The organism is Pseudonocardia hierapolitana, assembly GCF_007994075.1.
GTDB lineage: Bacteria > Actinomycetota > Actinomycetes > Mycobacteriales > Pseudonocardiaceae > Pseudonocardia > Pseudonocardia hierapolitana.
This window is the reverse complement of sequence record NZ_VIWU01000001.1, coordinates 6,381,363-6,399,626: the sequence shown is the minus strand read 5'-3', so window position 1 is coordinate 6,399,626 and position 18,264 is coordinate 6,381,363. Positions and strand designations below refer to the sequence as shown.

Genomic DNA, 18,264 nt, shown 5'->3' with positions numbered 1-18,264 from the left:
ACGGCGCCGGTCGGACAGGCGGTCGGACACGGCCTAGTGTCGTCTCCCGGGCGCGCCGCGCCAGCCCCGCACGGGGAGGTCGAACTTGCGGACGAGGCGGTCGGCGAAGGGCTGGCCGTCCAGGCGCACCATCTGCACCGGCATGGCGCCGCGCCCCAGCTCGACCCGCGCCCCGGGCGGCAGCGTGAACGTCCGGCGCCCGTCGCACTCCAGGACGGCGGGCGGGCCGTCCGGGTCGACCTCGATCGCCACCCCACTGTCCGGGGCGATCACCATGGGACGCGCGAACAGCGCGTGCGCGTTGCTCGGCACCAGCAGCAACGCCTCGACCTGCGGCCACACCAGCGGGCCACCCGCGGAGAACGCATAGGCGGTGGAGCCGGTCGGGGTGGCGCAGAGCACGCCGTCGCAGCCGAACGCCGACACCGGGCGCCCGTCCACCTCGAGCACCACCTCGAGGATCCGCTCCCGGCTGCTCTTCTCGACGGTGGCCTCGTTGAGCGCCCAGGTGTGCGCGATGACGTCCCCGTTGGTGCGGGCGACGGCGTCGATCGTCATCCGTTCCTCGACGGCGTAGTTGCCCTCGACAACGGCGTCGAGTGCGGCGTCGAGGGACTCCTGCTCGGCCTCGGCGAGGAACCCGACCCGGCCGAGGTTGACCCCGAGCAGCGGCACGCCCACCGGGCGAGCCATCTCGGCGGCCCGCAGCAACGTGCCGTCGCCGCCGAGCACCAGCACCACCTCGGCGCCCTCGGCGCACCCCGGCCTGCCCTCGACGATGCGCGGGCTCAGCGCCGCTGGCAGGTCGCCGTCCTGCACCTCCGCCCACTCCTCGCCCAGTACGCGCAGCCGGACACCGGACGCGGCCAGCCGGTGCGCGACGTTCGCGGCGGTGCGGAGGTTGGTGGCTCGACCCGTGTGCAGGACGACCAGGATCTCTCTGGTCATGGTCCCTCCCCGACCGCGGCGGCCAGCACGCCGTCGCCCGCGTCGGCGCCGGAGCGAGCGAGCCGCAGGAAGTACTCCACGTTGCCCGACGGGCCGGGCAGCGGGCTCGCGACGGCGCCGCGCACGACGAGGCCGAGCTCACGCGCCGCGGCCGCCACCTCCATGAGCGCCGCGAGGCGCAGCTCGGGGCTGCGCACCACGCCGCCGGCGCCCAACCGCGCCTTGCCGACCTCGAACTGCGGCTTGACCATCGGCAGCAGCTCCCCATCGGCCGCGGTGCAGGAAACGAGCGCCGGCAGCACGGTGCGCAGCGAGATGAACGACAGGTCGGCGACGGTGAGGGCCACCTGGCCCCCGATCGTCGCCGGCTCGAGCGCGCGGACGTTGGTGCGATCGAACACCCGCACGCGTTCGTCGCTGCGCAACCGCCACACGAGCTGCCCGTACCCGACGTCGACGGCCACCACCTCGGCCGCCCCGCGGTCGAGCAGCACGTCGGTGAAGCCGCCGGTGGAGGCGCCCGCGTCCAGGCAGCGCAGGCCGGTGACGTCCACGCCGAAGGCATCGAGCGCACCGATCAGCTTGTGCGCGCCCCGCGATGCCCACTCGCGCTCGTCCCCGCGCTGGACGGTGACCGGGGTGTCCCGGTCGACGACGGTGGCGGGCTTCCCCGCCGGGACGCCGCGCACGACGACGCGGCCTTGCGCGATCAGCTCGGCCGCCTGCTGCCGGGAGCGGGCGAGCCCGCGCCGGACGAGCTCGGCGTCGAGACGGGCTCGGGTGACCACCGCGTCACGCGCCGCCCGAGGACCCGGCGGAGAGCGCGTCGGACAGCGCGGCGTGCACCCGCTCGTACGCCTCGACGTGCTCGGCGAGCGGCCGGTCGGCCAGCCCGTCGAGGCCGGCGACGGCGCGCTCGACGGCGTCGAGGGGGTCGGCCGGGCGCAGTGGCGGCCCTGGCATGGGGACAGTCATCGATCGGCTCCCGCCGTCTGGTCGTGCTTCCCGACCCTCGCCACGGTAGCCGAGCCAACGGCATCGAGGCCGAGGCGGCGCAGCGCGACGCCCGCGCCGTCCCCGTCCGCGGTGACGCGGGCCGGCCCGCCACCGGCGGCCCAGTGGGCGGCGCACAGGGCGCGCAACGCGTCGACCGGGTCTGCGCCGGTGCCGGCCAGCACGAGGCTGCCGGGCTCCGGCACCCGGACGTCCCAGCCCGGCCGCGGCCCGAACGCGAGGTCCTCGGGACGGGCGGTGAGGCCGTCCAGATCGGCGGCCACGTGATCGGGCCGCATTCGCGGCGGCGCGGCCAGCAGCTCGGCGGCATCCGAGATGCCGGTGAGCACGAGCAGCGTGGCCATCCCCGCGGCCCGGCCGCCCTCGACATCCGTGTCGAGACGGTCGCCGACCATCAGCGGGCTCCGCGCACCGGTGCGCCGCGCCGCCTCCTGGAGCAGCGCGGGACCGGGCTTGCCTGCGACCTGCGGCTCCCGCCCCGTGGAGACCCGCACGACACCCACCATGGCCCCGTTCCCCGGCAGCGGGCCGCGCTCTGTGGGCAGGGTGGGGTCGAGGTTGCAGGCGACCCACAGCGCGCCCGCACGCACCGCGACCGTGGCCTCGGCCAACTGCGGCCAGCCCGTGTCCGGGCTGTGTCCCTGCACCACGGCGTCGGCCTCGTCCGCCATCGTGACGACCTGCAGCCCGCGCCCGGTCACCTCGGCGACGAGGGCCTCGGTGCCGACGACGAGCACGCGGGCGCCGGTCGGCAGCTGGTCGGCGAGCATGGCCGCCGCAGCCTGCGAGCTCGCGACGACGTCCTCCGTACGCGCCGCGAAGCCCAGGTCGGCGAGGTGCTCGGCCACCGCGGACGGGCGGCGCGACGCGTTGTTCGTGACGTACACGGTGCGTACGCCCCGCTCCGCCGCCCCTCGCACTGCCTCGACCGCGCCCGGCACGGCCGAGGGTCCCCGGTAGAGCGTGCCGTCGAGGTCGGCGAGCAGCACGTCGTGGCGGCTGAGCAGGTCGTCGCTCAACCCGACGCTCCGGTGCCGGGCTCGTCGTCCCGGCGCGCCTGCCCGTCCTCGGCAGCGACGACGTCGGCACTCGCGCCCTCGCCGCCGGAGAGATCCGCGCTCGACGATGGCGCCGGCTCCGCATCGGCGCCGGCAGCGTCCGGACCGGCGCCCGTAGGCTCGGCCGGCTCGACCGCCGAAGGCTCGGACACGGCATCGGCGCTCGCGGCGGCCGGAACAGCCGGATCGGCGTCAGCACCGACCCCGGCGTCATCGACGTCCGGGCTCTCCTCGACCGCCGAGGCGGGTTCGTCCCCGGACTCCGCGGCATCTGCACCCGAACCGGCACCGTCCGCGGCGTCGTCGGCGTCGGCCGCTGCGTCGGCATCGGTGTCGTCGGCGGCGGCATCCGCTTCGGCGGCATTGTCGGTGTTGTCGGCGTTGTCGGTGCCGGCGTAGTCGATGTCGTCGGCGTCGTCGGTGTCCGCTTCGGCGGCGGCGGCAGGAGGTGTGTCCTCCACCCCGAACGCGAACTCCTCCTCCGGGAGCGACTCGCCGGTCAGCTCGGCGATCCGCTGGGCGGCATCGGTCTCGCCGTCCTCGTCCACGTCGGCGGCGTGCACGAACCACTGCAGCGCGTCCGCGTCGCGGCCGGCGGCGAGCAGGTTGTCGGCGTAGGCGTAGAAGAGCCGCGCGCTCCACGGTTCCCGGCGCGCCGGGTCCAGCTCGGGGATCTGCAGGCTGACGACCGCGGCGTCCAGCTCTCCGAGGTCACGTCGCGCCCCTGCCGCGACGATGGCGAGCTCGATGCTCTCCGCCCGGCCCAGCTCGCGGACCTCGGGTCCGCGACTGAGCTCCAACGCGCGCTCGGGCCGGCCCAGGGCGCGCTCGATGTCGGCCATGACCGCCAGGTGCCCCGGTCCACCGCCCATGCGTCGCGCAGCGCGCAGCTCACCGAGCGCCTCGGCCCATTCCCCGGCGTGGTACGCGGCGATGCCCGCCGCCTCGCGGACGACCGCGATCCTCGACGCCCTGGCCCGCGCGAAACGGGCGTGCTCGAGCGCGAGCTGCGGGTCCTCGTCCACCAACCGGCCGGCGGCCACCAGGTGCCGGGCAACGGCGTCGGCGGTGTCGCGCTGCAGACCGCGCAGGTCGCGCCGCACGTCGGCGTCGAGCCCGGCGGCCGTGATGTCCTCGGTCAGAGCCGGCTCGGGCACCTTCGCGGCGGTCTGCGCGGCCGCGCTGTCGGGCCGCTGCTGCCGGGGCGACGCATCGGCGTACCTGCGCCCGGCACCCGGTCGCGACTCGCCCCGACGCTCCGGGCGCCCCGACTCGTCACGCCGGCGGGAACCGCCCTCCGGCCGTCCGGCCGACCGACGTCCCCGCTCTGCCCCACCGTCACGCTCGTCACGCCGATCGCCCCGGAACCGCTCCTCAGAGCGACCCCGCGACTCGCCGCGATCTCCCTGCCGGGACTGGCCGGCGGCACGATCGCCGCGGTCGGTCCAGGGCCGACGCTCGCCCGCGCCGCGATCGTCTCGACCACCACGCGCATCGCCGCGGTCGGCCGACGGCCGCCGGTCTCCACCGGATCGGTCGTCCCGCGCACCGCGGGTGTCGCCGCGGTCCTGCCAGGAGCGCCGGTCACCGGCGGAGCGGTCGTTCCGCCCGCCTCGCGCGTCTCCCCGGTCTGCCCACGGCCGCCGCTCACCGCCGGACCGGTCGTCCCGCGCACCGCGGGTGTCGTCGCGGTCCTGCCAAGAGCGCCGGTCACCGGCAGAGCGGTCGGTCCGCCCGCCTCGCGCATCGCCGCGGTCGGCCCACGGCCGCCGCTCACCACCGGACCGGTCGTCCCGGGCGCCACGATTGTCGCCGCGGTCCACCCAGGGCCGGCGCTCACCTGCACCGCGGGTGTCCCGGCCACCCCGCGCGTCTCCGCGATCCACCCACGGCCGCCGCTCGCGACCAGGGCGGTCATCCCGCCTGTCTCCGCGCTCCGCGGGCCGCCCGCCGCCGTAGGGTCGGCGGGGGCCGCGCTCGTCGGCCCGCTCGGGCCGACCCTCGCGGCCGCCCCGGTAGTCGCCACGGGGATCGTCGCCGCGGCGCGGACCCCGGTCGTTGCGCTCGCCGTCGTTCCGGCGCGGCTGCGGCCTGGAGTCGTCCTGCCACCCGCGACGGCCACCGGGCTCGCGACCCGGCGCGCGGCCGCCGGCGTGGCCGCGATCGTCCCGGTCGCGGCCGGACCCGCTCCGGCGCTCCCCGCCGCTGTCGCGATCCGGGCGCGCACCACGCCGGTCACGCTGTTCGTAGGGCCGCCGGTCGCCTCGACCTCGACCCTCGTCCTCGCCCTGCCGGTTGCCGGCGCGGTCGTTCCAACCGGATCCGAGCCGCGGCGAGCCGGCTCCCCGGCCGCGTTCGTCGTTCTGCCGGCCTCGGGCTGCACCGCCACGCGGGCGGCCTTTTCGATCATCGGTTCCGCGGCCGCTGTCGCGATCTTCTCGCGGGCGGTCATCGCCGGAACCATCCGCGATACTCACCTAGAGAGGATACAAAAAAGTGGGCCCCCGCCTGACGGCGGGGGCCCACAACACGTTGAATGTCGGCGGCGACCTACTCTCCCACACCCTAACGAGTGCAGTACCATCGGCGCTGGAGGGCTTAGCTTCCGGGTTCGGGATGGGACCGGGCGTTCCCCCTCCGCCAAAACCACCGACAACACTATCAAATTATATAAACCCCAAAACCGGGTTGCAATGTGGATGCGATTATGTGCTCAGGGTCGCACAGTGGATGCAAACAACTCGTCATGAACAAGCCCTCGGCCTATTAGTACCAGTCAACTCCACCCATTGCTGGGCTTCCATCTCTGGCCTATCAACCCAGTGGTCTGCTGGGGGCCTTAACCACGCAAGGTGGTGGGAGACCTCATCTTGGAACGAGCTTCCCGCTTAGATGCCTTCAGCGGTTATCCCTTCCGAACATAGCCAACCAGCCGTGCTCCTGGCGGAACAACTGGCACACCAGAGGTTCGTCCGTCCCGGTCCTCTCGTACTAGGGACAGCCTTCCTCAAGTCTCCTGCGCGCGCGGCGGATAGGGACCGAACTGTCTCACGACGTTCTAAACCCAGCTCGCGTACCGCTTTAATGGGCGAACAGCCCAACCCTTGGGACCTACTCCAGCCCCAGGATGCGACGAGCCGACATCGAGGTGCCAAACCATGCCGTCGATATGGACTCTTGGGCAAGATCAGCCTGTTATCCCCGGGGTACCTTTTATCCGTTGAGCGACACCCCTTCCACCAGGAGGTGCCGGATCACTAGTCCCGACTTTCGTCCCTGCTCGACCTGTCAGTCTCACAGTCAAGCTCCCTTGTGCACTTACACTCAACACCTGATTGCCAACCAGGCTGAGGGAACCTTTGGGCGCCTCCGTTACACTTTGGGAGGCAACCGCCCCAGTTAAACTACCCACCAGGCACTGTCCCTGAACCAGATCATGGCCCGAGGTTGAGACACCCAATTCGACCAGAGTGGTATTTCAACAACGACTCCACCATCACTGGCGTGACAGCTTCACAGTCTCCCACCTATCCTACACAAGCCGAACCGAGCACCAATACCAAGCTGTAGTAAAGGTCCCGGGGTCTTTCCGTCCTGCCGCGCGTAACGAGCATCTTTACTCGTAGTGCAATTTCGCCGAGTCTGTGGTCGAGACAGCGCCCAAGTCGTTACGCCATTCGTGCAGGTCGGAACTTACCCGACAAGGAATTTCGCTACCTTAGGATGGTTATAGTTACCACCGCCGTTTACTGGCGCTTAAATTCTCCGCTTCGCCCCCGAAGGGACTAACAGGTCCTCTTAACGTTCCAGCACCGGGCAGGCGTCAGTCCGTATACATCGTCTTGCGACTTCGCACGGACCTGTGTTTTTAGTAAACAGTCGCTTGGGCCTGGTCTCTGCGGCCGGCTGCCCCTAGCCCGAAAAGAGCTTCAGAGCCTCCGGCCCCCCTTCTCCCGAAGTTACGGGGGCATTTTGCCGAGTTCCTTAACCACAGTTCACTCGATCGCCTTGGTATTCTCTACCTGACCACCTGTGTCGGTTTAGGGTACGGGCCGCAACAGCACTCGCTAGAGGCTTTTCTCGGCAGCATGGGATCATCCTACTTCGCCTCAATCGGCTACGCATCACCTCTCACCCTTGATGACATGCGGATTTACCTACATGTCGGGCTACAGGCTTACACCAGGACTACCACCGCCTGGCGGGACTACCCTCCTGCGTCACCCCATCGCTTGCCTACTACCGGATCGGGTCCCACGCTCCCCCAACAAGCCAGCCCGAAGGCCAGCAAGCGGGTTCGGATGGTTAGCATCACCGGCCTCAGCACGGACGCACTGTCACGGGCACGGGAATATCAACCCGTTGTCCATCGACTACGCCTGTCGGCCTCGCCTTAGGTCCCGGCTCACCCTGGGCGGATTAACCTGGCCCAGGAACCCTTGGTCATTCGGCGGCAGAGGTTCTCACTCTGCATTCGCTACTCATGCCTGCATTCTCACTCCCACACCCTCCACCCCTAGGTCACCCCGAGGCTTCACTGGATGCAGGACGCTCCCCTACCCAACACCACGACTACACAACCCCCCGAAGAGGAGAAGCGGATCTATTGTGGCATTGCCACGGCTTCGGCGGTGTGCTTGAGCCCCGCTACATTGTCGGCGCAGGACCACTTGACCAGTGAGCTATTACGCACTCTTTAAAGGGTGGCTGCTTCTAAGCCAACCTCCTGGTTGTCTGGGCGATCCCACATCCTTTCCCACTTAGCACACGCTTAGGGGCCTTAGCCGGTGATCTGGGCTGTTTCCCTCTCGACTACGAAGCTTATCCCCCGCAGTCTCACTGCCGCGCTAGAAATACCGGCATTCGGAGTTTGGCTGAGTTCAGTAAGCTTGTCGGCCCCCTAGCCCATCCAGTGCTCTACCTCCGGCATCCACCACGCAACGCTGCACCTAAATGCATTTCGGGGAGAACCAGCTATCACGGAGTTTGATTGGCCTTTCACCCCTACCCACAGCTCATCCCCCAGGTTTTCAACCCTGGTGGGTTCGGGCCTCCACGACGTCTTACCGTCGCTTCACCCTGGCCATGGGTAGATCACTCCGCTTCGGGTCTACACCCCGCGACTACACGCCCTATTCAGACTCGCTTTCGCTACGGCTACCCCACACGGGTTAACCTCGCCACGAAGCATAACTCGCAGGCTCATTCTTCAAAAGGCACGCCATCACTTCGAAAAGCTCTGACGGCTTGTAGGCACACGGTTTCAGGTACTATTTCACTCCCCTCCCGGGGTACTTTTCATCTTTCCCTCACGGTACTAGTCCGCTATCGGTCATCAGGGAGTATTTAGGCTTACCGGGTGGTCCCGGCAGATTCACAGCAAATTCCACGAGCTCGCTGCTACTCGGGAACAACGTCCATAGCGCGTGCGGAGTTTTCGCGTACGGGGCTCTCACCCACTACGGCGACCCTTTCCAGAAGTCTTCCACTAACACCACACCACACCATCTGGAGCTCGGCAGAACCCCAACGACGAAATCCCACAACACCCCAGCCGCAACGCCTGCCGGCTTGACACGACCGAGGTTTAGCCTCATCCGCTTTCGCTCGCCACTACTCACGGAATCACGGTTGTTTTCTCTTCCTGTGGGTACTGAGATGTTTCACTTCCCCACGTTCCCCCTCATACCCTATGTATTCAGGCATGAGTGACACCCCATGACGGGTGCCGGGTTTCCCCATTCGGAAATCCTCGGATCACAGCTCGGTTGACAGCTCCCCGAGGCCTATCGCGGCCTCCCACGTCCTTCATCGGCTCCTGATGCCTAGACATCCACCATGTGCCCTTAAACACTTATTCACAACAAGATGCTCGCATCCACTATGCAACACTCAACACACAACCACACCCCAACCCACCACGACCACCACCACCCCGACAAAGCAGAGCGTTAGACGATCCAGGCCAGGGGCCAGAAGAAACACCCCAAACAAGGTGTCCCCTCAGGACCCAACAGCGTGCCGAACCCCCGAACCGAAATCCGGAAAACCATGAACCAGACTCTATGTTCCACCCAGCCACACCCACACCACCCCCGAAGAAGGCGGCACGAGCATGGAATCAAGGAAAAGGAGAACGAACCCCAACCGAAACCAGAGCTGGCCAACCCCACCACACGGTGAGACTCCTTAGAAAGGAGGTGATCCAGCCGCACCTTCCGGTACGGCTACCTTGTTACGACTTCGTCCCAATCGCCGGTCCCACCTTCGACGACTCCCTCCCACAAGGGGTTAGGCCATCGGCTTCGGGTGTTACCAACTTTCATGACGTGACGGGCGGTGTGTACAAGGCCCGGGAACGTATTCACCGCAGCGTTGCTGATCTGCGATTACTAGCGACTCCAACTTCACGGGGTCGAGTTGCAGACCCCGATCCGAACTGAGACCTACTTTAAGGGATTCGCTCCACCTCGCGGTCTCGCAGCCCTCTGTATAGGCCATTGTAGCATGTGTGAAGCCCTGGACATAAGGGGCATGATGACTTGACGTCATCCCCACCTTCCTCCGAGTTGACCCCGGCAGTCTCCCATGAGTCCCCGGCATAACCCGCTGGCAACATGGAACGAGGGTTGCGCTCGTTGCGGGACTTAACCCAACATCTCACGACACGAGCTGACGACAGCCATGCACCACCTGCACACCAGCCACAAGGGAACGCCTATCTCTAGACGCGTCTAGTGCATGTCAAACCCAGGTAAGGTTCTTCGCGTTGCATCGAATTAATCCACATGCTCCGCCGCTTGTGCGGGCCCCCGTCAATTCCTTTGAGTTTTAGCCTTGCGGCCGTACTCCCCAGGCGGGGCACTTAATGCGTTAGCTGCGGCACAGAGACCGTGGAATGGCCCCCACACCTAGTGCCCACCGTTTACGGCGTGGACTACCAGGGTATCTAATCCTGTTCGCTCCCCACGCTTTCGCTCCTCAGCGTCAGTATCGGCCCAGAGACCCGCCTTCGCCACCGGTGTTCCTCCTGATATCTGCGCATTTCACCGCTACACCAGGAATTCCAGTCTCCCCTGCCGAACTCAAGTGATGCCCGTATCGACCGCACGCTCAGGGTTGAGCCCCAAGTTTTCACGACCGACGTGACACACCGCCTACGAGCTCTTTACGCCCAATAATTCCGGACAACGCTCGCACCCTACGTATTACCGCGGCTGCTGGCACGTAGTTGGCCGGTGCTTCTTCTACCGGTACCGTCAGTCACCCTTCGTCCCGGTCGAAAGAGGTTTACAACCCGAAGGCCGTCATCCCCCACGCGGCGTCGCTGCGTCAGGCTTTCGCCCATTGCGCAATATTCCCCACTGCTGCCTCCCGTAGGAGTCTGGGCCGTATCTCAGTCCCAGTGTGGCCGGTCGCCCTCTCAGGCCGGCTACCCGTCGTCGCCTTGGTAGGCCATCACCCCACCAACAAGCTGATAGGCCGCGGGCCCATCCCCAGCCGAAAAAACTTTCCACCCACTGTCATGCAACAGCAGGTCATATCCGGTATTAGACCCAGTTTCCCGGGCTTATCCCAGAGCTGAGGGCAGGTCACCCACGTGTTACTCACCCGTTCGCCGCTCGTGTACCCCCGAAAGGGCCTTACCGCTCGACTTGCATGTGTTAAGCACGCCGCCAGCGTTCGTCCTGAGCCAGGATCAAACTCTCCAACAAAATCTGGCTCTAGCAAAACCTGCGACGGGGTCGCAGGTAAAACAAACTGGCATAAAACCAATTCATGATAAAGCTCGACACACTGTTGAGTTCTCAAGAGACACCCGCACACCATGCGATCCTTGCGGATCGGGCCGGGGCAACTTTCACACGGTACGTGGTCCTGGGCGCGGAGTCAAGCTCCGCCAGGCCCACTCCTTCAGGCTAGCACCGTGGTGCTCGGCCTTCCGGGGCGGCCGCCGTATCCGGGGGCTGACTCTGGGCCGGAGATCCGTCCCGGTCTGTCGTGCTGCCCGCCGTGGCGACGAGGAGAAAGTTACACACCCCCGTCAGAGGCCCGAACACCGGGGGTCCTTTTTTGGCATCTCCGCTGGTCAGGGGCCCTTTCGGGCGATCCGGGCCTCAGGGCGGCTTCCCGCCCCGTCGAGCCCGGCGCGCGGGGGCGGGTGGGTGTTCCCGCCCCCGCGCGCGGACGGCTCATGTCGCGCGGACGCCTGCGAGGTTGCGCTTGCCCCGGCGCACGACGGCCCATCCCCCGGCGAGGAGGTCGCTCTCGCCGAGCGTCCAGCCCTCATCGGGAACCTTGGTGTTGTTCACGTACGCCCCGCCCTCGGCCACGGTGCGCCGAGCCGCGCTCCGGCTGTCCACGAGTCCGGTCGAGAGCAGGAGATCGACGATCGTCGGCTGCTCGTCGATCTTCACGTCGGCGTGCGGCACCTCGGCGAGGGCGGCGTCGAGCGTGCCGGCGTCCAGCTCACCGAGGTCGCCCCGCCCGAAGAGCGCTGAACTCGCCGCCACGACCTGCTCGGTGGCGCGTTTCCCGTGCACGAGCGTGGTGAGCTCCCCGGCCAGCCTGCGTTGCGCCTCGCGCATGTGCGGCCGTTCGGCCACGGCCTGCTGTAGCTCGTCGATCTCCGCCCGGGACAGGAACGTGAAGTACCGCAGGTACCGGATCACGTCGGAGTCGGCGACGTTGACGAAGTACTGGTACCACGCGTAGGGCGAGGTCATCTCGGCGTCGAGCCAGATGCTGCCGCCACCGGTGGACTTGCCGATCTTGCGGCCTTCCGCGTCGGTGACGAGCGGGGTGGTGAGCGCGTGTACGGCGGCGCCGTCGACCTTCCGGATCAGGTCCACCCCGCCGACGATGTTGCCCCACTGGTCGGACCCGCCGATCTGCAACCGGCAGCCGTGCTCGCGGTGCAGGTGCAGGTAGTCCTGGCTCTGCAGGAGCAGGTAGCTGAACTCGGTGTAGGACATGCCGTCGCCTTCGAGCCGGCGCTTGACCGTCTCACGCTGCAGCATCACGTTGATCGAGAAGTGCTTGCCGACGTCGCGCAGGAACTCGAGGGTGGTCTGCCCGCCGGTCCAGTCCAGGTTGTTGACGACGAGCGCGCCGGTGGGACCGTCGTCGAAATCGACGAACCGCTCCAGCTGCCCCCGGATCCGGCTCGCCCAGTCGCGGACGGTGTCGGCGCTGTTCAGCGTCCGCTCGCCGACGTCGCGAGGATCACCGATCATCCCGGTGGCGCCGCCGGCGAGGACGATCGGCCGCGCCCCCGCCTGCTGGAACCTCCGCAGCGTGAGCAACAACATGAGGTTGCCCGCGTGCAGGCTGGGGGCGGTGGGGTCGAACCCGGCATAGAGCGTGAGCACGCCGTCGGCCAGGTCCCGGCGCAGCGCGTCGAGGTCGGTGCTCTGCGCGATCAGGCCGCGCCACTCCAGCTCGTCGAGGATGTTCGTTCCCACACGCCGATCCTCCCCCACCCCGGCCAGGGGGTTTCAGCCGCCCAGACGCGCGGCGAACTCGGCGGGCAGCTCGTCGAGCAGCGCGGGAAGGCTCAGCACGCTGCTGAACGACAGCGCGACGCCCTGCTCCTCGGTGAGTTCCACCACGCGGCCCTCCTGCGCCACGCGCAGCGCGGCCGCACCGGGCTGCTGGGCGATCCCCGGGTTCGACGCGCCGGGGATCGTGATCCACGCCACCAGCTCGTTCTGGTCGAGGAGGCCGAACTGCTCGCCGCTGATGTCGGCGTAGAAGTCGCCGTCGGCGAGCTCGTCGAACCGGGCGGGCACCGTGAAGCCGAGCGAGGTGAGGAAGCGCCCGCGGTTGTCGTCGGAGGTCCACACGAAGTAGTGACCGTTGCCGTTCGAGCTGGCCGCGGCCACGGCGGCCGGCCGCCCGGCGAACTGCGGGTACTGCGCGCGCACCGAGGCGAACCGGGCCTCCAGGTCGGTGACCAGCCGGTCGGCCTCGTCGGTCTTGCCCAGCGCGCTGCCGATGAGGTGCGTCGCGTCCTGCCAGGCGGTCTGGTACGCATCCGCGCCCGGCGGTTGCGTGATCGTGGGCGCGATCCGCGAGTACGTGTCGTACTGCTCCTGCGTGAGCCCGGCCGACACGGCGACGATCAGGTCGGGCCGCAGCGCCGCGATCGCCTCCGTGCTGATCTCTCCGGTGAGGACCTGCGGTTGCTGGCCCTGCAGCCGATCGCTCGCCCACGGCCACGTGGCCGCAGGCCGGTTGCCGGTGAACTCCCGGATCGCGACGGGCACCACACCGAGCGCGAGGATCGTGTCCTGATCGGTATAGCCCAGCGACACCACGCGCTGCGGCTCCGCCGGGATCACCGTGGAGCCGAGCGAGTGCTGCACCGTGACCGGGAACGCTCCCCCACCGGCGGCCGGAGGGCCGTCCGCCGCGGGGACCGATCCGCCTCCCCCGCACGCGCTGAGCAGGACGGCGGCGGTGAGAAGAGCCGCGAGGGCTCGCAGGCGCACGATCACGCGCGAAGGCTAGGCTGCCCTACCCCACACGTCCAGTCGATGTGATCGGCGCGCCGCGGCCCGGCCGGTACTGGCTGACCGCGGGCGACCCGTCCAGCCAGAACCGCCACGGCAGCTCGTGGGCTGCGGCCACGCCCACCCGCGGACCGGTGCGCACCAGCGCGGGGTCGACCGGCGGCGCGGCCAGCAGCCGGACCGGCGACGTGGGGTCGGTCACGTCCACCCCGTTGTGCTCCCGCCCGAGCCCGAGCAGCGACGCGAGCCGCGCCGGGCCCTTGGCGAGATCGTCGTCACGTCGGGCCGTCGGGCGCCGCACGCGGGCGACGGCGAGGTCGGACACGACCTCGCCCGCGCGCACCAGCACCGCCCCCGCCTCACCGTCGTCCAGCGCGGTGATGTTGGCGCAGAAGTGCATGCCGTAGACGAAGTAGACGTACAGGTGCCCGGCCGGCCCGAACATCACCGCGTTGCGCGGGGTGCGGCCGCGGAAGCTGTGGGACGCGGGGTCGTCGGCGCCGCGGTAGGCCTCCACCTCGACGAGCCGGACCGCCACCGTGCCCTCGGGCGTGTCCGAGACGACCGTGCAGCCGAGCAGCCGCACGGCCGCCTCGGGGACGTCGACGGCCAGCTCCTCCCGCGGGAGAAGGTCACCCACGTTCGGCGAGCGCCAGCCGCACGCACACCGCCACGCCCTCCATCGCCTTGCGCACCTCGGCGAGGACGGGGAACGTCGGCGCGAGCCGGATGATGCTGTCCTGCGGGTCCTCGCCGTACGGGTGGGTGGCCCCGGCCGGGGTCAGGGCGAGACCCGCCTCCTTGGCGAGCCGGACGATCTCGGTGGCGGTGCCCTCCGGCACGGTCAGCGTGACGAAGTACCCGCCCGCCGGCTTGGACCACTCGACGCCGGGGGTGTCGGCGAACTCACGCGTCAGCACCTCGTCGACCGCCGCGAACTTGGGGGCGATGATCTCGCGGTGCGCGCGCATGTGCGCCCGCAGGCCGTCGGCGTCGCGCAGGAACCGGACGTGACGCAGGTGGTTGACCTTGTCCGGGCCGATCGTGCGCTTCGACGTGAGCCGGATCCACCAGTCGACGTTCTCCGCCGACGCGCCGAGGAAGGCCACGCCCGCGCCGGCCAGTGTGATCTTCGACGTGGAGCCGACGACGAACGGCCGGTTCGGGTGACCCGCCTCGGCGGCGAGCGCCAGCACGTCGGCGATCTCCACCTCGTCCTCGGTGAGGTGGTGCACCGCGTAGGCGTTGTCCCAGACGATCCGGAAGTCGGGCGCCGCCGTGGGCATCGACGCGAGCCTGCGCACCGTCTCGTCGGAGTACACCGCGCCCGTGGGGTTGGAGTACTTCGGCACGCACCAGATGCCCTTGACCGTGGGATCGGCGGCCACCAACTGCTCGACGACGTCCATGTCGGGGCCGTCATCGGTCATCGGCACCGGGACCAGCTCGATCCCGAGCCGCTCGCACACGCCGAAGTGCCGGTCGTACCCGGGGACGGGGGCGAGGAAGACGACCCGCTCCTCGTCGGCCCAGCGCCGCTCGGCGTCGGGGAGCGGGCTGAGCAGCGCGTGGACGAGCGTGTCGTGCATCAGCTCGAGGCTGGAGTTGCCGCACGCGATCAGCTGCTCGACGGGCACGTGCAGGAACGGCGCGAAGATCTCCCGCAGCTCCGGGAGGCCGTGCAGGCCGCCGTAGTTGCGGGTGTCGGTGCCGTCGGCGGCGCGGAAGTCGTCGGGGCCGGGCAGGCTCAGCATCGGGGTGGCGAGGTCGAGCTGCTCGGCCGACGGCTTGCCCCGGGTGAGGTCGAGCTTCATGCCCTCGGCCTGGAGCTTCTCGTATGCGGCGCGGGCGTCCTCGAGCCCCGGCGTTGTCATGCTGATCCTCCATGGTCGGTGAGGGCCTGTCGCGCGGCGGCGACGGTGGTGCGCAGCTCGGCGAGCTGCTCGGTCACGCGCTCACCCGCGGTGCCGCCGCGGGCGGCCCGGGACGCGATCGAGCCTGCCACGGTCAGCACCTCGCGCACGTCCGGGGTCAGGGCGGGGTGGACGGCGGCCAGCTCGGCGTCGGTGAGGTCCTCCAGGCCGACGCCGCGGGCCTCGGCCGCGCGGACGCATCCGCCCGCCGCTTCGTGGGCCACGCGGAACGGCACGCCCTGGCGCACCAGCCACTCGGCGACGTCCGTGGCGAGCGTGAAGCCCGCGGGGGCGAGCTCGGCGAGCCGGTCGGTGTGGAAGGTGAGAGTGGCCACCATCCCCGCGACGGCGGGGAGCAACAGCTCGAGCTGCTCGACCGAGTCGAACAGCGGCTCCTTGTCCTCCTGCAGGTCCCGGTTGTACGCCAGCGGCAGGCCCTTGAGCGTGGCGAGCAGCCCGGACAGGTTGCCGATCAGCCGGCCGGCCTTGCCTCGCGCGAGCTCGGCGACGTCCGGGTTCTTCTTCTGCGGCATGATCGAGCTGCCGGTGGAGAAGGCGTCGTCGAGCGTGACGTAGCCGAACTCGGCGGTGGCCCAGATGATCACCTCCTCGGCGATCCGGGACAGGTCCACCGCGATCATCGCCAGCACGAACGCCGCCTCTGCGGCGAAGTCGCGCGACGCCGTGCCGTCGATGGAGTTCGCCGACGACGAGTCGAAGCCCAGCTCGGCGGCCACGGCCTCGGGGTCGAGCCCGAGCGATGAGCCGGCGAGCGCGCCCGACCCGTACGGCGACACGGCGGCGCGCCGGTCCCAGTCGCGCAGCCGGTCGACGTCGCGCAGCAGGGCGTGGGCGTGTGCGGCCAGGTGGTGCGCGAGCAGGACGGGCTGGGCGTGCTGCAGGTGCGTCCGACCGGGCATCGCCGCGTCGGGGTGCGCCTCGGCCTGCGCGACCAGCGCGTCGACGACCTCCAGCACCCCCGCGCCGAGCCGGCGGGCCGCGTCGCGCAGCCACATCCGGAACAGCGTGGCGACCTGGTCGTTGCGCGACCGGCCGGCGCGCAGCTTGCCGCCCAGCTCGGGCCCGGCCCGCTCGATGAGACCGCGCTCCAGCGCGGAGTGCACGTCCTCGTCGTCGGGCGCAGGGCCGAATGCCCCGGACTCGACGTCGGCACCGAGTTTGGCCAGCGCGTCGAGCATGCCGGTCAGCTCGTCGTCGGTGAGCAGGCCCGCACGAGCGAGCACGCGGGCGTGCGCCGTCGAGGCGCGCACGTCGTAGGGCGCCAGGCGCCAGTCGAACTGCGTGGACTTCGACAGCGCCGCCAGCGCGTCGGCGGGGCCGGAGGCGAACCGGCCGCCCCACAGCTGGGAGCCGGCCATCAGTCGGTACCCGCTTCCAGCGCGACGTCGTCGAGTGCCGCTCCGGCACCGGGCTCACCGGCCTCGTCGGCCGCCGCGATCCGGTCGAAGCCGCCTGCAGGGAGCTCGCCGAAGAGCGTGCCGTGCTCGACGAGCACCGTCCCCTGCTCGTGCGGCTGCCCCGCGTAGGCCTCCAGCTTGGCGCGGGAGTCGGCGATGTCGAGGTTGCGCATGGTGAGCTGGCCGATCCGGTCGGTCGGCCCGAACGCGGCGTTCTCCACCCGCTCCATCGAGAGCCGCTCCGGGTGGTAGGAGAAGCCGGTCCCCTCGGTGTCGAGGATGGTGTAGTCGTCGCCGCGGCGCAGGCGGAGCGTGACGGTGCCGGTCACGAGCGAGGCGATCCAGCGCTGGATCGACTCGCGCAGCATCAGCGCCTGCGGATCGAGCCAGCGCCCCTCGTAGAGCAGCCGGCCGAGCTTGCGGCCCTGGTAGTGGTAGTTGGCGAGGGTGTCCTCGTTGTGGATCGCGTTGAGCAGCCGCTCGTAGGCGGCGAAGAGCAGCGCCATCCCGGGCGCCTCGTAGATGCCCCGCGACTTCGCCTCGATGATCCGGTTCTCGATCTGGTCGGACATGCCGAGGCCGTGGCGCCCGCCGATCGCGTTGGCCTCGAGGACGAGGGCGACGTGGTCGGCGAACCGCGTGCCGTTGATCGCCACCGGGTACCCGGCCTCGAACGTGATCGCGACGTCTTCGGTCTCGATCTCGACCGACGGGTCCCAGAACTTCACGCCCATGATCGGCTCGACGGTCTCGAGCGACACGTCGAGGTGTTCGAGCGTCTTGGCCTCGTGCGTGGCACCCCAGATGTTGGCGTCGGTGGAGTACGCCTTCTCGGCGGCGTCCCGGTACGGCAGCCCGTGGGCGGTGAGCCACGCGCTCATCTCGTGGCGCCCGCCCAGCTCCTGGACGAAGTCGGCGTCGAGCCACGGCTTGTAGATGCGCAGCTCGGGGTTGGCCATCAGGCCGTAGCGGTAGAACCGCTCGATGTCGTTGCCCTTGAAGGTCGAGCCGTCGCCCCAGATGTTCACACCGTCGGCCTGCATCGCCCGCACCAGCAGCGTCCCGGTGACGGCACGGCCCAGCGGCGTGGTGTTGAAGTACGTCCGGCCCGCTGACCGGATGTGGAAGGCGCCGCACGCCAGCGCCGCCAAGCCCTCCTCGACCAGCTGCGGCCTGATGTCGACCACGCGGGCGATCTCGGCGCCGTACTGCTTCGCGCGCGCCGGCACACCGGAGATGTCCTGCTCGTCGTACTGGCCGAGGTCGGCGGTGTAGGTGCACGGGATCCCGCCCTTGTCGCGCATCCAGGCGACCGCCACGGAGGTGTCGAGGCCCCCGGAGAAGGCGATGCCGATGCGCTCGCCCTTGGGGAGGGAGGTCAGGACCTTGCTCACGAGAG

At 69.4% G+C, this 18,264-nt stretch carries 11 protein-coding genes and 3 rRNA genes; all 14 read right to left on the bottom strand.

The window, feature by feature from the left end:
* Positions 1-33: 33 nt before the first annotated feature.
* The 14 genes from FHX44_RS30555 to argG all read right to left on the bottom strand — a co-directional run bounded on the left by FHX44_RS30555 (position 34) and on the right by argG (position 18,259).
* On the bottom strand, positions 34-948 hold the full coding sequence (locus FHX44_RS30555; protein ID WP_147258948.1) for an NAD kinase: 915 nt from the start codon (positions 946-948) through the stop codon (positions 34-36).
* A complete protein-coding gene (locus FHX44_RS30550; protein WP_147258947.1) occupies positions 945-1,736 on the bottom strand; it encodes a TlyA family RNA methyltransferase in 792 nt (263 codons plus the stop codon). The genes FHX44_RS30555 and FHX44_RS30550 overlap by 4 nt, the downstream gene beginning before the upstream one ends.
* A 4-nt stretch (positions 1,737-1,740) precedes the next feature.
* Positions 1,741-1,923, bottom strand: coding sequence for a hypothetical protein (locus FHX44_RS30545; protein ID WP_147258946.1), 183 nt, complete (start codon positions 1,921-1,923; stop codon positions 1,741-1,743).
* Positions 1,920-2,981: an HAD-IIA family hydrolase gene (locus FHX44_RS30540; protein ID WP_147258945.1), complete on the bottom strand. Its 1,062-nt coding sequence runs from the start codon at positions 2,979-2,981 to the stop codon at positions 1,920-1,922. Before FHX44_RS30540 ends, FHX44_RS30545 begins: the two co-directional genes overlap by 4 nt.
* Positions 2,978-4,177 (bottom strand): tetratricopeptide repeat protein, encoded by a 1,200-nt coding sequence (locus FHX44_RS42375; protein ID WP_212612718.1) that lies wholly within the window; start codon positions 4,175-4,177, stop codon positions 2,978-2,980. The genes FHX44_RS30540 and FHX44_RS42375 overlap by 4 nt, the downstream gene beginning before the upstream one ends.
* Before the next feature lie 1,380 nt (positions 4,178-5,557).
* A 5S ribosomal RNA gene (rrf, locus tag FHX44_RS30530) occupies positions 5,558-5,674 on the bottom strand.
* A 92-nt stretch (positions 5,675-5,766) separates the two neighbouring features.
* Positions 5,767-8,880: ribosomal RNA gene (locus tag FHX44_RS30525) — 23S ribosomal RNA — on the bottom strand.
* Positions 8,881-9,213: 333 nt separating this feature from the next.
* A 16S ribosomal RNA gene (locus tag FHX44_RS30520) occupies positions 9,214-10,735 on the bottom strand.
* The 16S, 23S and 5S rRNA genes sit together here, the layout of an rRNA operon.
* Positions 10,736-11,212: 477 nt before the next feature.
* The gene (gene tyrS, locus FHX44_RS30515; protein ID WP_147258944.1) at positions 11,213-12,484 is read right to left on the bottom strand and encodes a tyrosine--tRNA ligase; all 1,272 of its coding nucleotides are present in this window, start codon (positions 12,482-12,484) and stop codon (positions 11,213-11,215) included.
* 33 nt (positions 12,485-12,517) lie between these two features.
* Positions 12,518-13,519 carry an iron-siderophore ABC transporter substrate-binding protein gene (locus FHX44_RS30510; RefSeq protein WP_147258943.1) on the bottom strand — a complete coding sequence of 334 codons (1,002 nt, stop codon included), beginning with the start codon at positions 13,517-13,519 and terminating at the stop codon, positions 12,518-12,520.
* Positions 13,520-13,538: 19 nt separating this feature from the next.
* Complete coding sequence (locus tag FHX44_RS30505; RefSeq protein WP_147258942.1) at positions 13,539-14,174, bottom strand: DNA-3-methyladenine glycosylase; 636 nt, start codon at positions 14,172-14,174, stop codon at positions 13,539-13,541.
* Positions 14,167-15,408 (bottom strand): aspartate aminotransferase type Ic, encoded by a 1,242-nt coding sequence (locus tag FHX44_RS30500; protein WP_147258941.1) that lies wholly within the window; start codon positions 15,406-15,408, stop codon positions 14,167-14,169. The genes FHX44_RS30505 and FHX44_RS30500 overlap by 8 nt, the downstream gene beginning before the upstream one ends.
* On the bottom strand, positions 15,405-16,826 hold the full coding sequence (argH, locus tag FHX44_RS30495; RefSeq protein ID WP_147258940.1) for an argininosuccinate lyase: 1,422 nt from the start codon (positions 16,824-16,826) through the stop codon (positions 15,405-15,407). The genes FHX44_RS30500 and argH overlap by 4 nt, the downstream gene beginning before the upstream one ends.
* The gene (gene argG, locus FHX44_RS30490) at positions 16,826-18,259 is read right to left on the bottom strand and encodes an argininosuccinate synthase (RefSeq protein WP_147258939.1); all 1,434 of its coding nucleotides are present in this window, start codon (positions 18,257-18,259) and stop codon (positions 16,826-16,828) included. Before argG ends, argH begins: the two co-directional genes overlap by 1 nt.
* Positions 18,260-18,264 lie beyond the last annotated feature (5 nt).